The 16,261-nt window shown below is 68.1% G+C and carries 13 protein-coding genes and 1 pseudogene; 8 read left to right on the top strand and 6 right to left on the bottom strand.

The genetic code is table 11. The features are described 5' to 3' along the window. The first annotated feature begins 62 nt into the window (after window positions 1–62). Window positions 63–890, top strand: a complete 828-nt coding sequence (locus EV650_RS12755; RefSeq protein ID WP_202874479.1) for a phosphatase PAP2 family protein — start codon at window positions 63–65, stop codon at window positions 888–890. A 14-nt stretch (window positions 891–904) separates the two neighbouring features. Here EV650_RS12755 and EV650_RS12750 read toward each other — a convergent pair. Together EV650_RS12750 and EV650_RS12745 are read right to left on the bottom strand one after the other, a co-directional pair. Further along, a pseudogene (locus EV650_RS12750) lies at window positions 905–2,842 on the bottom strand (bifunctional SulP family inorganic anion transporter/carbonic anhydrase); the annotation flags it as partial. A 231-nt stretch (window positions 2,843–3,073) separates the two neighbouring features. Continuing rightward, entirely contained in the window at window positions 3,074–4,396 is a 1,323-nt protein-coding gene (locus tag EV650_RS12745; RefSeq protein ID WP_134118564.1) for a nuclear transport factor 2 family protein, read from the bottom strand. A gap of 93 nt (window positions 4,397–4,489) precedes the next feature. Here EV650_RS12745 and EV650_RS12740 point away from each other — a divergent pair, with 93 nt between their 5' ends. Both EV650_RS12740 and EV650_RS12735 read left to right on the top strand, forming a co-directional pair. Next, on the top strand, window positions 4,490–4,870 hold the full coding sequence (locus EV650_RS12740; RefSeq protein WP_134118562.1) for a winged helix-turn-helix transcriptional regulator: 381 nt from the start codon (window positions 4,490–4,492) through the stop codon (window positions 4,868–4,870). A gap of 8 nt (window positions 4,871–4,878) precedes the next feature. Beyond that, a complete protein-coding gene (locus EV650_RS12735; protein WP_134118560.1) occupies window positions 4,879–5,646 on the top strand; it encodes an SDR family NAD(P)-dependent oxidoreductase in 768 nt (255 codons plus the stop codon). Between the two features lies 1 nt (window position 5,647). Here EV650_RS12735 and EV650_RS12730 read toward each other — a convergent pair whose 3' ends face one another. Both EV650_RS12730 and EV650_RS12725 read right to left on the bottom strand, forming a co-directional pair. Next, complete coding sequence (locus EV650_RS12730; protein WP_134118558.1) at window positions 5,648–6,376, bottom strand: DUF427 domain-containing protein; 729 nt, start codon at window positions 6,374–6,376, stop codon at window positions 5,648–5,650. Between the two features lie 61 nt (window positions 6,377–6,437). Then, window positions 6,438–8,501, bottom strand: coding sequence for a fibronectin type III domain-containing protein (locus EV650_RS12725; protein WP_134118556.1), 2,064 nt, complete (start codon window positions 8,499–8,501; stop codon window positions 6,438–6,440). A 207-nt stretch (window positions 8,502–8,708) separates the two neighbouring features. Here EV650_RS12725 and EV650_RS12720 point away from each other — a divergent pair, with 207 nt between their 5' ends. Next, window positions 8,709–10,187, top strand: a complete 1,479-nt coding sequence (locus EV650_RS12720; RefSeq protein WP_238174175.1) for a lysyl oxidase family protein — start codon at window positions 8,709–8,711, stop codon at window positions 10,185–10,187. 75 nt (window positions 10,188–10,262) lie between these two features. Here EV650_RS12720 and EV650_RS12715 read toward each other — a convergent pair whose 3' ends face one another. Next, on the bottom strand, window positions 10,263–11,795 hold the full coding sequence (locus tag EV650_RS12715; protein ID WP_134118552.1) for an MFS transporter: 1,533 nt from the start codon (window positions 11,793–11,795) through the stop codon (window positions 10,263–10,265). Window positions 11,796–11,920: 125 nt separating this feature from the next. On the opposite strand from EV650_RS12715, the gene EV650_RS12710 reads away from it, so the two are divergent. Next, window positions 11,921–12,793, top strand: a complete 873-nt coding sequence (locus EV650_RS12710; protein WP_134118550.1) for a LysR substrate-binding domain-containing protein — start codon at window positions 11,921–11,923, stop codon at window positions 12,791–12,793. On the opposite strand, the gene EV650_RS12705 is transcribed toward EV650_RS12710, so the two are convergent. Next, window positions 12,790–13,593 carry a UbiA family prenyltransferase gene (locus tag EV650_RS12705; protein WP_238174174.1) on the bottom strand — a complete coding sequence of 268 codons (804 nt, stop codon included), beginning with the start codon at window positions 13,591–13,593 and terminating at the stop codon, window positions 12,790–12,792. The genes EV650_RS12710 and EV650_RS12705 overlap by 4 nt on opposite strands. A gap of 18 nt (window positions 13,594–13,611) precedes the next feature. On the opposite strand from EV650_RS12705, the gene EV650_RS12700 reads away from it, so the two are divergent. The 3 genes from EV650_RS12700 to EV650_RS12690 are packed head-to-tail and all read left to right on the top strand — an operon-like array spanning window position 13,612 to window position 16,198. Continuing rightward, window positions 13,612–14,658 carry a type III polyketide synthase gene (locus tag EV650_RS12700; protein ID WP_134118548.1) on the top strand — a complete coding sequence of 349 codons (1,047 nt, stop codon included), beginning with the start codon at window positions 13,612–13,614 and terminating at the stop codon, window positions 14,656–14,658. Further along, window positions 14,658–15,185, top strand: coding sequence for an isoprenylcysteine carboxyl methyltransferase family protein (locus tag EV650_RS12695; RefSeq protein ID WP_134118546.1), 528 nt, complete (start codon window positions 14,658–14,660; stop codon window positions 15,183–15,185). Before EV650_RS12700 ends, EV650_RS12695 begins: the two co-directional genes overlap by 1 nt. Then, window positions 15,182–16,198: an NAD(P)/FAD-dependent oxidoreductase gene (locus tag EV650_RS12690; RefSeq protein WP_134118544.1), complete on the top strand. Its 1,017-nt coding sequence runs from the start codon at window positions 15,182–15,184 to the stop codon at window positions 16,196–16,198. Before EV650_RS12695 ends, EV650_RS12690 begins: the two co-directional genes overlap by 4 nt. The last annotated feature ends 63 nt before the right edge of the window (window positions 16,199–16,261 follow it).

The raw sequence follows: 16,261 nt of genomic DNA, 5'->3' as shown, positions 1-16,261 counted from the left end.
GCGACCCGAGGCGCAGGGTGGAATCTCAGAGAACGGGCGTTCGGTTTGAGCTGGGGGTCGGAATGGCGCAGGTGACTCTGGAGCGGGTGGAGCAGCCCGCACTGCCGGAAGTGGGGCCGCATCGCGGTGGGTTCTGGCGGATTGTCCGGGAGGTGGCGCTGCTCGCGGCGCTGTTCGGGGTCTACAACCTCGGGCGGTTCCTGTCGGCGGAGCATTCGGGATCGGCGTTCAAGCACGCCCACGAGCTGATCCGGTGGGAGGCGTGGCTCGGGCTGCCGAGCGAGGCGACGCTTCAGCATCATGCGCTCCAGGTCGACGGGCTCGCCCGGGCCGCGAACCTGTTCTACGCCGGCGTGCACTTCCCGCTGACCGCGGCGGTCCTACTGTGGTTGATGATCCGCCGCCCGGCCGAGTACGGGAAGGCGCGCTGGGCGCTCGCGTCACTGACCGGGCTGGCGTTGATCGGGCACATGTTCTTCCCGCTCGCGCCGCCGCGGATGATGCCGGGCTGGGTGGACACCGGAGTTCTACTCGGCCAGTCGGTCTACGGGCCGAGCACGCACTCCGGGGTCGCTAATCAGTTCGCCGCGATGCCGAGTCTGCATGTCGGCTGGGCGTTGATGGTCGCGGTGTTCCTGATCCGGGCGACGCGGTCGCGGTGGCGTTGGCTGTGGATCGCACACCCGGTGCTCACCTTCACTGTCGTCGTGGTCACCGCCAACCACTACTGGCTGGACGGGTTGGTTGCGATCGCGCTCGCCGTACCGTTGCTGGTGATCTTCGACAGCTCCGCGTCGGCGCGCACCAGGAACGGCTCGCGCTCCAGCACCACTCTGGCCGCGGCCGCACCGATGTCGAACCACAGCCCGATCAGTTCGAGCCGGCCTTGATCCTCGGCCTCGCGGACACATGCGAAACTCCGCAGATTCTCGAGTTGTACGGCGACGTTCGCGACGGACAGTTTGTCGGCGGCCGACAGCTTCACGCCGGTCGCCGGATCGATGATGTCCGGCATGCCGACTGCTCGCCGTACGGACGGCTCGAGGTGACGTAGCCAGTTCTGGAGACCGGAGCCTTCGGGTACGTCGGCGGCGAGTGCGGCCGCGGCGGCACCGCAGGACGAATGACCGCAGACCACAATCGACTTCACGCCGAGGACCTCGACGGCGTACTCGATCGCGGCGTCGACCGAACTGCTGTCCGATCCCTTCGGCGGGATCAGATTGCCGACGTTGCGTACGCAGAACTGGTCGCCCGGGCCGCTGGCGGTGATCATCGTCGGCACGATCCGTGAGTCCGCGCAGGTGATGAACAGATGCTCCGGCTGTTGCCCGTCGGCCGCGAGCTTCGCCAGCAACGGCCGGATCTGATCGGCCGACGCCTCGAACTCGCGTACCCCGTCCAGCATCGACGCCTGCCGACCCTCGAGCGTCGAAGCTTGCTGACCGTCCAGCGTCGCGGAGTGCTGACCAGGCGTGGTGCGATGCACTTCGACCAGGCCGCCGCGGGCGATGTGTCCGCGCCGCCAGTCCTCGATCGCCTCGTACGCCGCGTGGTCGAGATGATCGACCGTCAGCTCGACCCGAACCTCGGCCCCGGCCGGGATCGACCGCAACGTCCGCACGAGTGACGCAACCCCGAGAAACACCAGTGTGCCGCGAATCCGGACCGTCCACACACCGTCCGACTCGGTCGCAGTCACGGTCGCCCTCGCCAGTCGATAGAGCACCCGTGCAAGCGCGAGGATCAGACCGAGCAGCACACCCTCGGCCAGTCCGAGTGCGGCGACCCCGACCGCAGTCACGACGTACACCAGAAGCTCGTCGTGCCGGCGCAGCGTGCGGATGTGGGCGAGCTGCACGAGCCGCAATCCGGTGACGAGTAGGACGCCGGCCAGCGCGGCCATCGGGATCAGCTCGAGCATCCACCCGGCCGCGAGTACGAACGCCGCGATCCACAAGCCGTGCATGATCGCGGACGCCCGAGTCCGCGCACCGGCCGCGACGTTGGTGGACGAGCGGACAATCACACCGGTGACCGGCATGCCGCCGAGCGCACCGGACAACGCGTTCGCCGCACCTTGACCGATCAGTTCGCGATCGAGGTTGCTGCGGTTGCCGCGATGAAGCTTGTCGACGGCAACGGCCGACAGCAACGACTCGACGCTGGCGACCAGAGCCACGGTCAGCACTGCGGTCACGATCGCAACCGGCGGCCCCTCGGGCATCTTCGGCAGGATCAGGCTCTGCAGCGGCCGATCCGGCAGATTGACCCGCGTCACGTCGGTCATCCAGATCGCGGCCAGCCCGGTGACCGCGACCACGGCGACAAGCGGTGCCGGGATCACCTTCACCCTCGGGATCTTGGGCCAGACGAGCACGACTGCGACGGTCAGTACGCCGACCGCGACCGAGTGGCCGTGGTGCGCGATCAGCTGCGCGGGGAGCGCGATCACGTTGTCGATCAACGAGCTCTGGGCTTTGCCGCCGAGCACCACGTGCAGCTGCTGGACGGCGATCGTGACACCGATCCCGGCGAGCATGCCGTGTACGACGGCCGGCGACAGGGAGAGCGCCAGCCGGCCGATGCGGGTGACGCCCAGCAGGATCTGCACGACGCCGGCGGCGCAGGTGATGGCGGCGGTCGCGGCCCAGCCGAACTGGGTGACGAGACCTGCGACCACCACGGTCAGACCGGCCGCGGGGCCGCTGACCTGTAGCGGCGAGCCGCCGAGCGCGCCGGCGACCACACCGCCGACCACGGCGGCCACCAGGCCGGCGATCAGCGGAGCGCCGGACGCGGCGGCGATCCCGAGCGACAGCGGTATCGCAATGAGAAACACCACCAACGAAGCCGGGAGGTCGTGGTGGAGAATTATCTTCAAAAGGGAAGAGGTAGGTGCGGTCGGCACGGGGTCCTCCGGCGTCGGTGCTCAGGGCAACTGCTCGGGCATCAGGCGTCGAAACTAAGAGTGTCGATCTAGTTACCCATCGTACGGACCCGTTCAAGCCTGGAACAGCGATACTGCGAATTCGTTGCCGGCAGCACCGGCGCCGGCGAAGGTGACGATTGCTCAGGGCATCGAGTCGAACAGCACCCGGCGCGCGTGGTCGGTGTCGAGGTACTCCCGGACCGCGACGATCAGACCGTCCCGAACAGTGAAGACTGCTCCACACTTGTTGTCATAGGCACCACTGCTGCGGGCCGTCGCCTGTGCGGTCCACTCGGCGAACACCTGCTCGCCGTCGGCGATGACGTTGACCAGCTTGATCGTCACCGGTGTACCCGGCGCGAACAGATTGCCGGCCGCGGTTCCGAGGAACTCGTCGACGACCAGGTCCCGGCCCTTCCAGTCGCCGGACAGCGGCAGGTCGCCCGGGTAGGTCCACACCACGTCCGGCGCGAAGCCGGCCCGGATCGTCGGCAGGTCACCCGCTGCCACGGCCTCGACATACCGGGTCACGACAGTCTTCGGGTCCATCGGTGGTGCCTGCTCGTGCAATGTCAGTACGGCGTTGCCGCGGATGCGACGGTTCCGCAGGTCATCGAGTACCGCCTCGGTCCGGGACCAGTCCTCGACACGGCCGAGCTCCGGGTGGAGCCGGCCGGACGCGACCAGCCGGACCAGCGTTGCCAGGTCCTGGTCATCGGGGCCGTGGACGTAGTGGAAGTGCCGGATCCGCGCGGTTTCGGCGGCGGTGAAGAAGTCGAAGAAGTCCAGTGTCACGGGTTGCCTGCTGGCCTGGCCGAACCAGATCAGGTCGCCGCCCTGGACCAGCTTCGACAACGCGGCCGGCAGGCTCTCGCCACCGACGGACTCGAGCACGAGGTCGAACGGTCCGGATGCGTCCGCGACGTCGTACACGAGGGACTCGGCGCCGAGTTCGAGCAGTCGCATGCCGCGGGCAGGGGACGAGACGACGGCGGTGATGGATGCGCCGGCGCCGGCCGCGAGTTCGGTGAAGTAGTGCCCGACTCCGCCTGAGGCGCCGGTCAGCAGGATTCGCCGTCCGATCACGCTGCCCGCAGTACGCAACAAGCGCAGCGCTGTCAGCCCTGCCAGCGGAAGCGCGGCGGCCTGCTCGAAGGAGATGCTGTCGGGCAGCACGGCGACCTGCGTGGCCGGTGCGATCGCCCGCTCGGCCCAGCCCGAATGCGGCAGGTGCGCGACCACGCGGGTGCCGACCCGGGGACCGTCGGGAGCGGCCTCGATCACGCGGCCGGCGATGTCCTTGCCCGGTCGCCACCCGTCCTGCGGGCGCTCCAGCTGGAAGGTCTCACCGCGGTTGATCGAGAACGCCGCGACCTCGATCACCATCTCGCCCGCGCCGGGACGGACCTCGTCGACCTCGGCGAACCCAACGGTGTCGGTGTCCACCGCAACCACTGCTCTCATTGCTGTTCTGCTCCTTCATCTAGACTCGGCAGCGACGTTACGAACAGGTCGTTGCGGGCGGAAGGCAGCACTAATTACTGCTATGGGCACCTAATGGATACCGACCAGGTCAGCGGCAGGTGGGACGCCACCAAGGGCGCCTGCCCGACGCGTCAGGTGCTCGGCCGGATCGGCGACACCTGGACGATGCTGGTGATCAGCACGCTCCAGAAGGGCGGCACGCTGCGCTCCGGCCAGCTCAAGTCGATCATCGAGGGCATCACCCAGAAGATGCTCACGCAGACCCTTCGTCACCTCGAGCGGGACGGCGTCGTGCGGCGTGAGGTTCTTCCTACTGTGCCGGTGACGGTCAGCTATACGCTGACCCCGCTCGGCCTGAGCCTGGCCGCGGCAGTCGCGACGATGCGGACCTGGGCCTACGACCACATGGACGAGATCACCGCCGCTCGCGACGAGTACGACGCCAACATCTGAGGAGTCACGTGGATCTGCAACTGTCCGGGAAGACCGCGGTCGTCACCGGAGCCAGTAAGGGCATCGGTCTGGCCTGTGTCGAGGTGCTCGCGCGCGAGGGTGCGGCGGTGACCGGCATCTCCCGCAACGCGGCTAATCTGGCCAAGGCCCAGGAGCAGCTCGGAGACCTCACGTTCGCGGTCGAAGCGGTCGACCTGACCGATCCCGACGCGACCAAGGCCGCGTTCGAGCGGATCGGCGTACCGGACATCCTGATCAACTGTGCGGGCGCGGCCAAGCGGACGCCGGTCAACGAGCTCGACAGTTTGGCGCTGCACGCCACGATGGAGGCGAAGTACTTCACGTACATGCACGCGACGGAGGCCGTCATCCGGCAGATGGCGGAGCGCGGCAGCGGCGCGATCGTGAACGTCGTCGGCCAGGGCGGTCGGATCGCCAACCCGCTGCACATCGGCGGCGGCGCGGCCAATGCGGCGCTGATGCTGGCGTCGGTCGGCTACGCGAAGGCCTACGCCGCGAACGGAGTCCGCGTCAACGTGATCAACCCGGGCACGACCCGCACCAGCCGGGTCGACGAAGGGCTCGAGGCCGCGGTCCGGGCCACCGGCAGGCCGAAGGAGGAACTGCTCGAGGAGCTCGTCCGCGAGATCCCGATGGGCCGGCCAGGCGAACCCGAGGAGGTCGCGAACGTCGCGGCGTTCCTCGCGTCCCCGATGGCCAGCTACGTGACGGCGTCCATCATCACCATGGACGGCGCCACGACCGCCGGCATCTGACCTACTTGGAGAACGGTGTGATCGGCCGCTCCTGCGGTACGCCGTCCACGGTGAGGTCGACCTGCTCGTTGAAGAACGCGACGTGGCCGGCGATCGGCAGCAGGTTCGCGGTCGGGAAGTCGTACGACCACGCGACGTCCGGCACCGACGGGACGGACCAGTAGGCCGACGTACGGCCCTTGTACGGGCACGCGGTGACGGTGTCGGTCGGCGTGAGGTGGGCGAAGTTCACCGCGGTACGCGGGAAGTAGTACCGCGGTGGCAGCCCGGTCTCGAAGACGATCACCGTAGAGTCCGAGTCGGCCAGCACCACGCCGTCGCCCGAGACCTGGAAGCGCCGGGCCGACTTCACCGCGTCCACCCGCGAGTACGGGTTGCGTGGGTGGACGAAGACTTCCTCGTCTTCCTCGAACCAGCTGTCCAGCGCATCCCACTGGAACCGGACGCGATCCTTTGCGACACCGTCGTCGTACACCCAGGCCTTGCCCGACCCCGCGGTGTGCACGCGCGCGACGCCGTGCTCGAAGGTCTTCGTCTCACCGGTGTCGGTCAGCACCCCGTCGGCCACGTCCGCGAGCGGGACGTAGTACTGCGGGTACGGCGGGAACTCCCAGAGATAGATCGCGTCCATCGTGTCGACGACGACGCGATCGTCGAGCATCGCGCGGATCCGGCGGGGGACCGGTGCGGTACCACCGGGCGGGATCAGAGGTGCGGGGTAGGCGCTCATTGGTCCAGTAAAGCGCGGGGCCGGCCCTGGTGGTGCCGGCCCCGCGGTCAGTAGGACCGGATCAGACGGTGATCCAGTCGATGTCGGCGATGTAGCCGTTCGGGTTGCTGACCTTGATCGCGTTCGATCCGGCGGTCAGCTTCATCGGGAGGTAGGTGACTTGCGGCGTACCCCAGTCGTTGTCGCCGAGGCCGCTGTAGTTCACCCAGTAGCTGTCGGCGCCATTCACCGTCAGCATGCTCTGCCGGCTGGTGTCACCGTCGGTGTAGGCGACCTTGACCAGGTACGTGCCGGTGGTCGGGACGGTGATGTTGTTCAGCGTCACCGTGGCGTCGTACCCGATGTTGCCGATCTTCGCGCCACCCGAGCACAGGGTGCAGCCGGAGATGCCGGCGTTCCCGGTCAGCGTGCTCGTCGGTGCCTCCGCTTCGTAGCGCACCGGTCCACCGGATTTCGCTGTGTACATGGTGATCGCGGCGCTCGGGTCCGACGTACGACCGCTCTTCACACCCTTGACCGTGAAGGTGTACTGCGTCTGAGGCGAAAGCCCGCTCACCACGGTGCTCGGGGCCGAGCTCGTCTTGATTTGCTTGCCGTTGGCAAACACTTGGTACGACGTCGCGCCGGCGCTCGGCCGCCAGGTGAGTGACGTCGTGGTCGAGCTGACGTCCGTCGCGGTCAGGTCGGCCGGCTTGCTTACCGGTGTGTTGGCGTTCGGCGTGATCTTGTACAGCTTCGACCCGTGTGCCGGCAGGGCGGCACTGACCGAGCCGGCCACGTTGCGGGTGTTCTGGTTCGCCCAGATATCGCGGACCGTTGCCTTGCCGCTGATGCCGAGCTGGTCGAAGTTACCGGTCACCGTGGCGGGGGTGTCGGCCAGGTTGAACAGGGCGACCGTGGTGCTGCCGTCGGCGTTCTGCGCGTACCAGGTCTGCTGCAGCTGGTCCTGGTTCAGCGGGCGCGCCGGGTTGCCTGACTGGTCGATCGCGATGACCTCGCGGTTCGTCAGCAGTTTCAGGCCGTACGCGTCCAGCTTGGTCAGGTCGTCACCGGCGAACAGCGGCGCGGAGTTGATCGCCCAGAACGTCATGTAGCTCTGGCGTTCCGCGTCGGTCAGGCCGTCCATCGCGCCGACGCCGACGTTCATCGCGTCGAGGTTGTTCCAGTGACCCGGACCGGCGTCGTCGATCCACTGCGGCAGGTCCCACCAGCGGGCCTTCACCGAGCTGTCCCACTTGACGATGGTGTCGCAGTAGCACTCGACGTCGGTGTCGATCCGCCAGCCGTTCGAGTTCTTCTTCCACACGTCGGCGTACCGGTGGCTGAGCGACCAGGACAGCGTGTACATCATCGGCCGGCCGGCGTTCTGCACCGCGCGCCACCAAGCCTCGATGTCCGCGGTGTTGTTGTGGTTGGGGTCGTCCGGAGCGCCCTTCCAGGAGCCCGGCCCGACGCCGTCCATCTTGATGAAGTCGACGCCCCAGCTCGCGAACAGCTTGACGATCGAGTCGGCGTACTTCTGCGCACACGGGCTGTCGTAGTTGATCTTGTACGCGCCGTCCCAGCCGTTCGTGAGGCGCAGATCCGGGTAGACGATGTCGCGGGTGAAGCAGCCGGGTGCGTCGTAGATCGGCGTGTTGCCGTCGCGGTAGACGTCGATGCCGAGGCCGACGGTGGTGTAGATGCCGAACTTCAGCCCGAGCTTGTGGATGTCGTCGCCGACCGCCTTCATGCCGCGCGGGAACCGTTTCGCCATCGCGACCGGGCGGCCGTACTCGTCGCCGCCGTCCTGCCAGCCGGCGTCGACGTTGACGTATTCGTAGCCGTACGGCTTGAGCTTGGTGGCCAGGGCATTGGCCTGGGTGAGGATGTTCTTCTCGCTGATGAAGCTGCCGGGACCGTCGGGGTTGACGCCGGGATAGTTGGTCGACTGCAGGCTCCAGCTGCTCCAGCCCATGTACGGCTTGGCGCCGATCAGCGGGTGCGTGACGGGGGTCGGCTGGGTGGCCTGGACTGTGGCCTGGACTGCGTCGGCGGGGGCGGTTGCGGCTGCTGTCGACACCAGGGCGACGGCGGCCAGCACGATCGAGCAGCGTTTGATCAAATTGGGCTGTCTCAGAGACATGCGATGTTCCTCCGGGGGAGGAGTGAGCGGACCCGGCCGAGCCTAGGTCGGCTTAATTTACGTCGTCAAGTATTCAGCACCCGTTACTTCCTGTGACACGACTGCCATGGAACCTTGATCAACTTCGCTCTGCCGCTCGGTCGTCGTACCAGCAACAGGCCGGCTTCGTGAGGACGCCGGCCGGAGGCAAGAGGGGGTTCCATCATCGTGAAGGCAAGAAAACTCGGCCGCGCGGCGATCGCCGTGACTGGTGCGGCCGGTCTGGTCGCACTTGCGGCGGCGGGCGCTACGGCTGCCACGTCACAGAGCACGCGGCCGCCGTTGAAACTAGTTGCTGGCAGCATCGATGTGACGCTGGACAACATTCAGGACTACGGGGTTGATCTCGACCTCGGCACCCATGTTGTGGCCGGCAACGGACCGATCGAGGTACGGGCGACGCGCGCGACGTACTCCTCACCGGTGGTCGCGACGCAGTACGTGAACGGCAAGCCGACCCGGCAATTGCCGAAAGGTCTGGTCACAGACTTCTCCGGATTGGGGAAGTTCCTGCACGTCACGCTGACCGATGCCTCGGGCAAGAAGGTGCTCGAGAAGGATCAGTCCGTGTGTCTGAACGGCGAAGGGTCCCGGACCCGTCCGGATGCGCCGGCAACCTCGCCGTACCCGGACGGATGTACGGCGAACCCGTTCACGCAGGGCGCGGTCTGGGGTCTGCAGACGGGATGGTCCTCGCGGACCTTCGGCGACGAGGCTCCGGTGCAGCTTGCCGACGGCAAGTACAAGGCGACAGTCACGGTGAACAAGGGTTATCGCGACTTCTTCAAGATCGGCGCCAAGGACGCGTCGGTCAATCTGAACGTGACCGTCCAGAAGTCCGACACGTGTTTGCGCGGTTGCTTCGGCGGGGCGAAGAAGGCGGCGGCGAGCTCGGTGGCGCCGAAGCCGAACGCGACCCGTCCGACCGGGAAGGCGAGCGTGCCGAAGGGCCCGAAGCCCGACCTGCGGCCGGTGCCTGCCTGGGGGATCGTTGCCGCGCCGGGCGATGAGGGTACGCCGGACGCCGACAAAGACTTCCTGCAGTTCTCGGCGACGGTGTGGAACGCGGGTCCGTCGCCGCTGGTGCTGGACGGATTCCGGCGGCAGGGCAAGGACCTGATGGACGCGTACCAGTACTTCTACGATGCGAACGGCAAGCAGGTCGGGTACCAGAACACCGGCACGCTGGAGTGGGACGGCCGACCGGGCCACAACCACTGGCACTTCACCGACTTCGCCCGCTACAGCCTGCTGAACGCCAAGCAGACCGAAGTGGTCCGGAGTCAGAAGGAAGCGTTCTGCCTGGCCGCGACGGACTCCATCGACTACACGGTGAAGAACGCGAACTGGCACCCGTTCAACACCGATCTGCACACTGCCTGCGGCGACCACGGCTCGCTGTCGGTGCGCGAAGTACTGGACGTCGGCTCCGGCGACACCTACGAGCAGTCGCTACCGGGACAGTCGTTCGACATCACGAACCTGGCGAACGGCACCTACTACGTCCAGGTGGCGGCCAACCCGGAGAACCGTCTGTACGAGTCCAACACGAAGAACAACGTTGCGCTCCGTCAGGTGATCCTCGGCGGCGCCAAGCACCACCGCACCGTGAAGGTGCTCCCGGTCGGCGTCATCACAACTCCCTGATGACGCCCTAGCCGGTCCGCCCACCGGCCCCTCGCGCCCCCGGCCACGATCCAAGCCGGGGGCGCGAGTCGTGGGTCAGTGGTGTTGAGGCCGGCGGCGGGTGCGGGCGGGGCGGAGGTGGGAGTCGGCGCGGGCGTGCTGTCGCCGGCCGAGCACGAACGGACGTGACGTGCGGCTCGGCAGCGGTGTGACCTGCGGCGCGGCCAGCTGGATCTCCGACTGCTGCAGGTTGAGCCGGATCGGGACCTGGTGCCATGGGGAACGGGTCCGGACGAGCACCAGGCGGAACTGGCCGTCGCGCCGCAGCCGGAGCCCGATCGCGACCGTCGCGATCGCCGGGATCAGGCCGGCCAGCAGCAGCGCCGACCGCGCCCCGAAGTGCTGGGCAAGGAACCCGACCGTCGGCCCGCCGATCGCGCCGCCCCCGATGAAGACCAGGTTGTAGATCCCGGACACCCGGCCGCGCAGGCCGTCCGGAGTGGTCAACTGGACCATCGACTGGGCCGCGGTCAGGAACATCAGGGTCGCCATCCCCATCGACGCCAGCACCGGGATGAACGTCCACAGCGACGGCTGGATGGCGGCGAGTACTTCGGTGATCGTGAGCAGGCAGGCGATCCCGATCAGGTTCCGCAGCCGGCTCGGCCGGATCCGCCGTGCCGAGAGCAGGGCCCCGGCCAGGGCGCCGACCGCGACGACGGAGTTCAGTACGCCGTACCCCGAGGCGCCGATCTGGAAGACCCGGTCGGCGAACGCGGTCAGCGTCACCGCCAGACTGATCGTGAACATGCCGTAGATCCCGACCAGCGCGATCGCCCACCGGACGGCCGGCTCGTGGAACGCGTACCGGACGCCGTCCCGCAGTCCGTCGCGGATCCGCATCCCGGCGTTCGCCTTGCGGGCCGCGTGCGTCCCGTGCATCTCGCTCTCGCGCATCCGCAGCAGGGCGCTGATCGAGGCGAAGAAGGTGCACGCGTTGATCGCGAACGCCCAGGGAGTGCCGAGCACGCCGAGCAGTACGCCGCCGAGTGCCGGTCCGGCCATGCTGCCGAGCTGGAACGTCGACGACACCATGCTGATCGCGTTCCGCACGGTGTCGCGCGGTACCAGCTCGGTGACGAACGACTGCCGGGTCGGGTTGTCGACCGCGGTGGCGAGCCCGAGGACGAAGGCCATCGTGTAGACGTGCCACACCTGGACGTGGCCGGTGAACCCGACCACCGCCAGGATCGCGGCGCAGGACCCGAACGTGGTCTGGGTGCAGAGCAGGACCTTCCGCTTCGGGAAACGGTCGGCGATCACACCGCCGTACAGGCCGAGCAGGAGGGTCGGGGTGAACTGCAGCGCGGTCGTGATGCCGACCGCGGTGGCGCTGCCGGTGAGCGTCAGCACCAGCCAGTCCTGCGCGATGCGCTGGATCCAGCCGCCGGTCGAGACGACCAGCAGTCCGCTGACCAGGAGGCGGAAGTTGCGGACCCGCAGGGCGCTGAAGGTGTCCTTGAAACCCGGGCGGCGCGCTTGCGTGTCCCGGAGCTGGGTCTGGTCGGTGGTGCGGTGGTGGTGGAAATCGGTGGACGGGACAGAACCGGAAGTGGCCCGGGTGGTCAAGAGCGATCCCTACGCGTGTGGACTGGTCAGGGGAGGACATCTCCATCCTCATGGTTAGGTACTGGATTCCCCCAGCGAATTACTCCTATTAGTCTTATAGCGTCACGTAATGAAGGGGTGAATCGATGTACGACCCGGACCAGTTGCGCACGTTCCTGGCGGTGGCGCAGTCGCTCAGCTTCACCCAGGCAGCCGAGCGGCTGGGTATCCGGCAGCCCACGGTGAGTCAACATGTCCGCAAACTCGAGATGGCGGTCGGGCGACCGCTGTTCGTCCGTGACACCCGTACTGTCACGCTGACCGCGGACGGCGAGGCGATGGCCGGGTTCGCCCGGACCATCCTGGCCGCGCACGAGGAGGCGGCCGGATACTTCACCGGCTCGGAGCTCCGCGGCCGGCTGCGGTTCGGCGTGACCGACGACCTGGCCCTCACCCCGCTGCCGAAGATCCTCCGCGACTTCCGCCAGCTGTACCCGCGGATCGACCTCGAGTTGACCGTTGCCCAGAGCCCCAACCTGCTCCGCCGGGTCGAGTCCGGCCACCTGGACCTCGCCTACGTGAAGCACGGCGCAGGCGGCGGCTACGAGCCCAACGGCCGGCTGGTACGACGGGACCCGATGGTCTGGGCGGGGATCTCAGGGACCCGGATCGCGCCCGACGGGCCGGTGCCGCTGGTCGCGTACCAGGCGCCGTCGCTCAGCCGGTCGCTCGGTGTGCAGTCGCTCGAGCAGGCCGGCCGCACCTGCCGGATCACCTGCATCGTCCGCGGTGTGAACGGCGTACTCGCGGCTGTCCGGGCCGGGCTCGGGATCGCGATCTTCGCCCGGTCGCTGATGCCCGCGGACCTGGTCGAGCCGCCGCCGAGCGCCGGGCTGCCGGAGCTGCCGTCTATCGATCTGGTCCTGATCACCAACCCACGCGCCGCCAAGGAGCCGGCGGAGGCGCTCACTGCCGCCATCCTTGGCAGCAACGCACCGCTGAAGCCGGACGCGGCTTAGGTCAGCGAGTTGCCGCGGAGCACCAAAGCGATGACGCTGACCGCGGCGATCGCGATCGTGACCAGGAATGGTGCGTTGCGCCACAGCAGGATCGTCGCGAGGAGACCTGCGACCAGGGCGAGGGCGATCCAGCCGATCACCCCGATCGCTCCGGCGGGCGCGATCACCAGCAGCCCGGTCGCGACCGCCAACGGGAGTGGCGCGATCAGCCGTGCGTACGCCCCGAGCCGATGCGGCCAGCCTCGTACGCCGGTCGCCTGATCGTCGGCGAGATCGGGTACGACGTTCGCCAGATGAGCGCCGATCCCCAGCAGAGCGCCCGCCGCCGTCGCCCACCACGGCGCCCAGACGTGCGCTGTGCCGAGCGTCACGAACGACGGCAGTCCGCCGAACGCGACGGCGTACGGAAGCCAGGAGATCACGGTCGACTTGAGGCCGAGGTTGTACGCCCAGGCGCAGGCGACGAAGAGCAGATGAACCGATCCGGCCGCGAATCCGTTCGCCAGAGAGACCGGGATGGTGACCACGAGCATCACGCCGGCGCCGATCGCCAGCGTGCGGCGACTCACCAGTCCACGCACCACGGGCTTGTCCTGGCGGTTCACAATGGTGTCGCGGGCGGCATCTATCGCGTCATTGCTCCAGCCGATCGAGAGGTGGCCGGTGAGGATCGTTGCTGCGACCAGGAGACACCCGGCCGGACTGCGCCCGGCCGACCACGCAACAGCCGTGACCAGAACGGTCACGGCAAGAGTAGGCCCGGGGTGGCAGGCGAGAGCCAGACCTTTGACGGTCTTCACCGACGTAACGATGCCACGATGACGCGGATCGCAGCGGTCCGGCCCGCGCTCCCGCCGTACCGCTATCCGCAGTCCGAGCTCACCGATGCGTTCGCGGACATCTGTCTGGTGGAAGGCAAAGGTACGGCGCTGCTCCGGCGACTGCACGCGAACGCCGGAGTCTCGTTTCGGCACCTGGCGTTGCCGCTCGAGGAGTACGCCGCGCTGAAGGACTTCGGCGATGCGAACGACGCGTGGATCGCGACGGCTGTGGATCTTGGCGCCGAGGCGGTCGCGGGAGCCGTGAAGGACGCGGGGCTGACGTTGGAGGACGTCGACCTGCTGATGTTCACGACCGTGACCGGGGTGGCGGCGCCGTCGATCGATGCGCGCGTCGCGATGCGGCTGGGGATGCGGGAGGACCTGAAGCGGCTGCCGTTGTTCGGGCTCGGATGTGTCGGGGGAGCGGCGGGGATCGCGCGCCTGCACGACTATCTGACCGCCTGGCCTACGCACGTCGCCGTACTGCTGTCGGTGGAGTTGTGCTCGCTGACGCTGCAGCGGGACGACGCGTCGTTGCCGAATCTGGTGGGAGGGGCGTTGTTCGGGGACGGCGCGGCTGCGGTGGTGCTGACCGGGTCCGAGCATCCTGCCGCCTCGGGACCGTCGGTGGTGGCGACGCGTTCGCGGCTGTACCCCGACTCGGAGCGGGTCATGGGTTGGGACGTCGGGTCGGGCGGGTTCCGGATCGTGCTCGGGGCGGATGTGCCGGAAGTGGTGCGGACCTATCTCGGCGGTGATGTGCGGGGCTTCCTCGGGTCTTTCGGCTTGACCGTGCCGGACATCGGCACGTGGGTCAGTCATCCGGGTGGGCCGAAGGTGCTCGAGGCGGTCGCGGAGACGCTGGAGCTGCGGCCGGGGGCGCTCGATCTGACCTGGAAGTCGCTCGATGCGGTCGGCAACCTGTCGTCGTCCTCGGTGCTGCACGTCCTCGGTGACACGCTCAGGCTGGATCCTTCGGGTATGGGTCTGCTGCTCGCGATGGGCCCGGGTTTCTGTTCCGAGCTCGTCCTCCTGGAGTGGTGATGACCGAATCGCTGTGGCTGTACGTCGCTCTTGTCGTGCTGGTCGGGTTCGAACGGGTCGCAGAGTTGGCGGTGTCGCTGCGGAACGCGAAGTGGAGTTTCGCCCACGGCGGCGTCGAATTCGGCAAGGGGCACTACCCGTTCATGGTGGTGCTGCACACGGGCCTGCTGGCCGGGTGTGTGGTCGAGGCGATCGTCTCCGGCCGGCCGTTCGATCCGAAGGTCGGGTGGGCGGCGCTGGTGATCGTGCTGCTGATGCAAGGACTGCGGTGGTGGTGCATCTCGGTCCTCGGGTACCAGTGGAACACCCGGGTGATCGTCGTTCCGGGGCTCTCGCGGGTCACGCGCGGGCCGTACCGGCTCTTGCGGCACCCGAACTATGTCGCCGTGATCGGTGAGGGGATCGCGCTGCCGCTGGTGCATTCGGCGTACATCACCGCGATCGTGTTCACGTTGCTCAACGCTCCTCTGCTGGCGGTCCGGATCCGGACGGAAGAGACCGCGTTGGGCACTGTGCTCGCTAAATGATCGATCTGCTCGTCGCCGGCGCTGGACCGGCAGGTGCCGCGACTGCGATCCGCGCTGCGCTGGCCGGGCTGTCGGTGGTCGTCGTGGAGCCGCGCTCCGGGCCTATCGACAAGGCGTGCGGCGAGGGGATCGCGCACAGCGCCGTCGACTACCTGACCCGCTTGGGTGTGGAACTCGACGGCCGCCCGTTCCACGGCATCCGCTACCTGGATGGCTCTCGGCAGGTCGACGCCCGTTTCACCGCCGGCCCTGGTCTAGGAGTACGCCGTACAACTCTCCACGCTGCTCTGATGGCACGGCTCGCCGAGCTCAACGTCCCGGTCGTCCGCGATCGAGTCGGCCCCATCACCCAAAACACCACCTCCGTCACCGCCGCCGGCCACACCGCCCACTACCTAGCCGCCGCCGACGGCCTTCATTCCCCCATCCGCCGCCAACTCAACCTCACAGCCCCGCGCACACCTTCCTCGCGGCGCGGTTTGCGGCAGCACCTCCGGGTCTCGCCGTGGACCGACCTCGTTGAGGTCTACTGGTCGAGCCTGGGGGAGGCGTACGTGACCCCAGTGGCTGACGACCTCGTCGGGGTCGCCGTGCTTACCACCGCGCGCGGCACCTTCGACTCCCACCTCGAAGCCTTCCCCGCACTCCAGCGCCGCCTCCGAGGCGCGACTCCCGCGAGCGCGGTCATGGGCGCCGGACCGCTCCGCCAACGCGTCCGCGCCCGCACCTCCGGCCGCGTCCTGCTGGTCGGCGACGCTGCCGGGTACGTCGATGCGCTGACCGGCGAAGGTATCGCCGTCGCCCTCCGCACCTCCGCCGAACTCGTCGACTGCATCCGCGCCGACCGCCCGCAGGACTACGAAGCAGCCTGGCGCCGGGTCTCCTGGGAGTGCCGCCTACTCACCGCATCGTTGCTCTGGGCCCGCAATCGCCCACTGATTGCCCCGCGCATCGTTCCCGCCGCCGCGGCGTTGCCCGGCATCTACGGCGCGATCGTCAACCGGTTGTCGTAGGCAACCAGGCCACCTAGGCCCGGAAATGCCGCCGGCCCGGCGATCGCTCAGACAACCGCCGGG

Origin of the sequence: Kribbella kalugense, from assembly GCF_004365875.1 — a bacterium.
Lineage (GTDB): Bacteria > Actinomycetota > Actinomycetes > Propionibacteriales > Kribbellaceae > Kribbella > Kribbella kalugense.
This window is presented reverse-complemented; position numbering and strand designations above follow the sequence as displayed.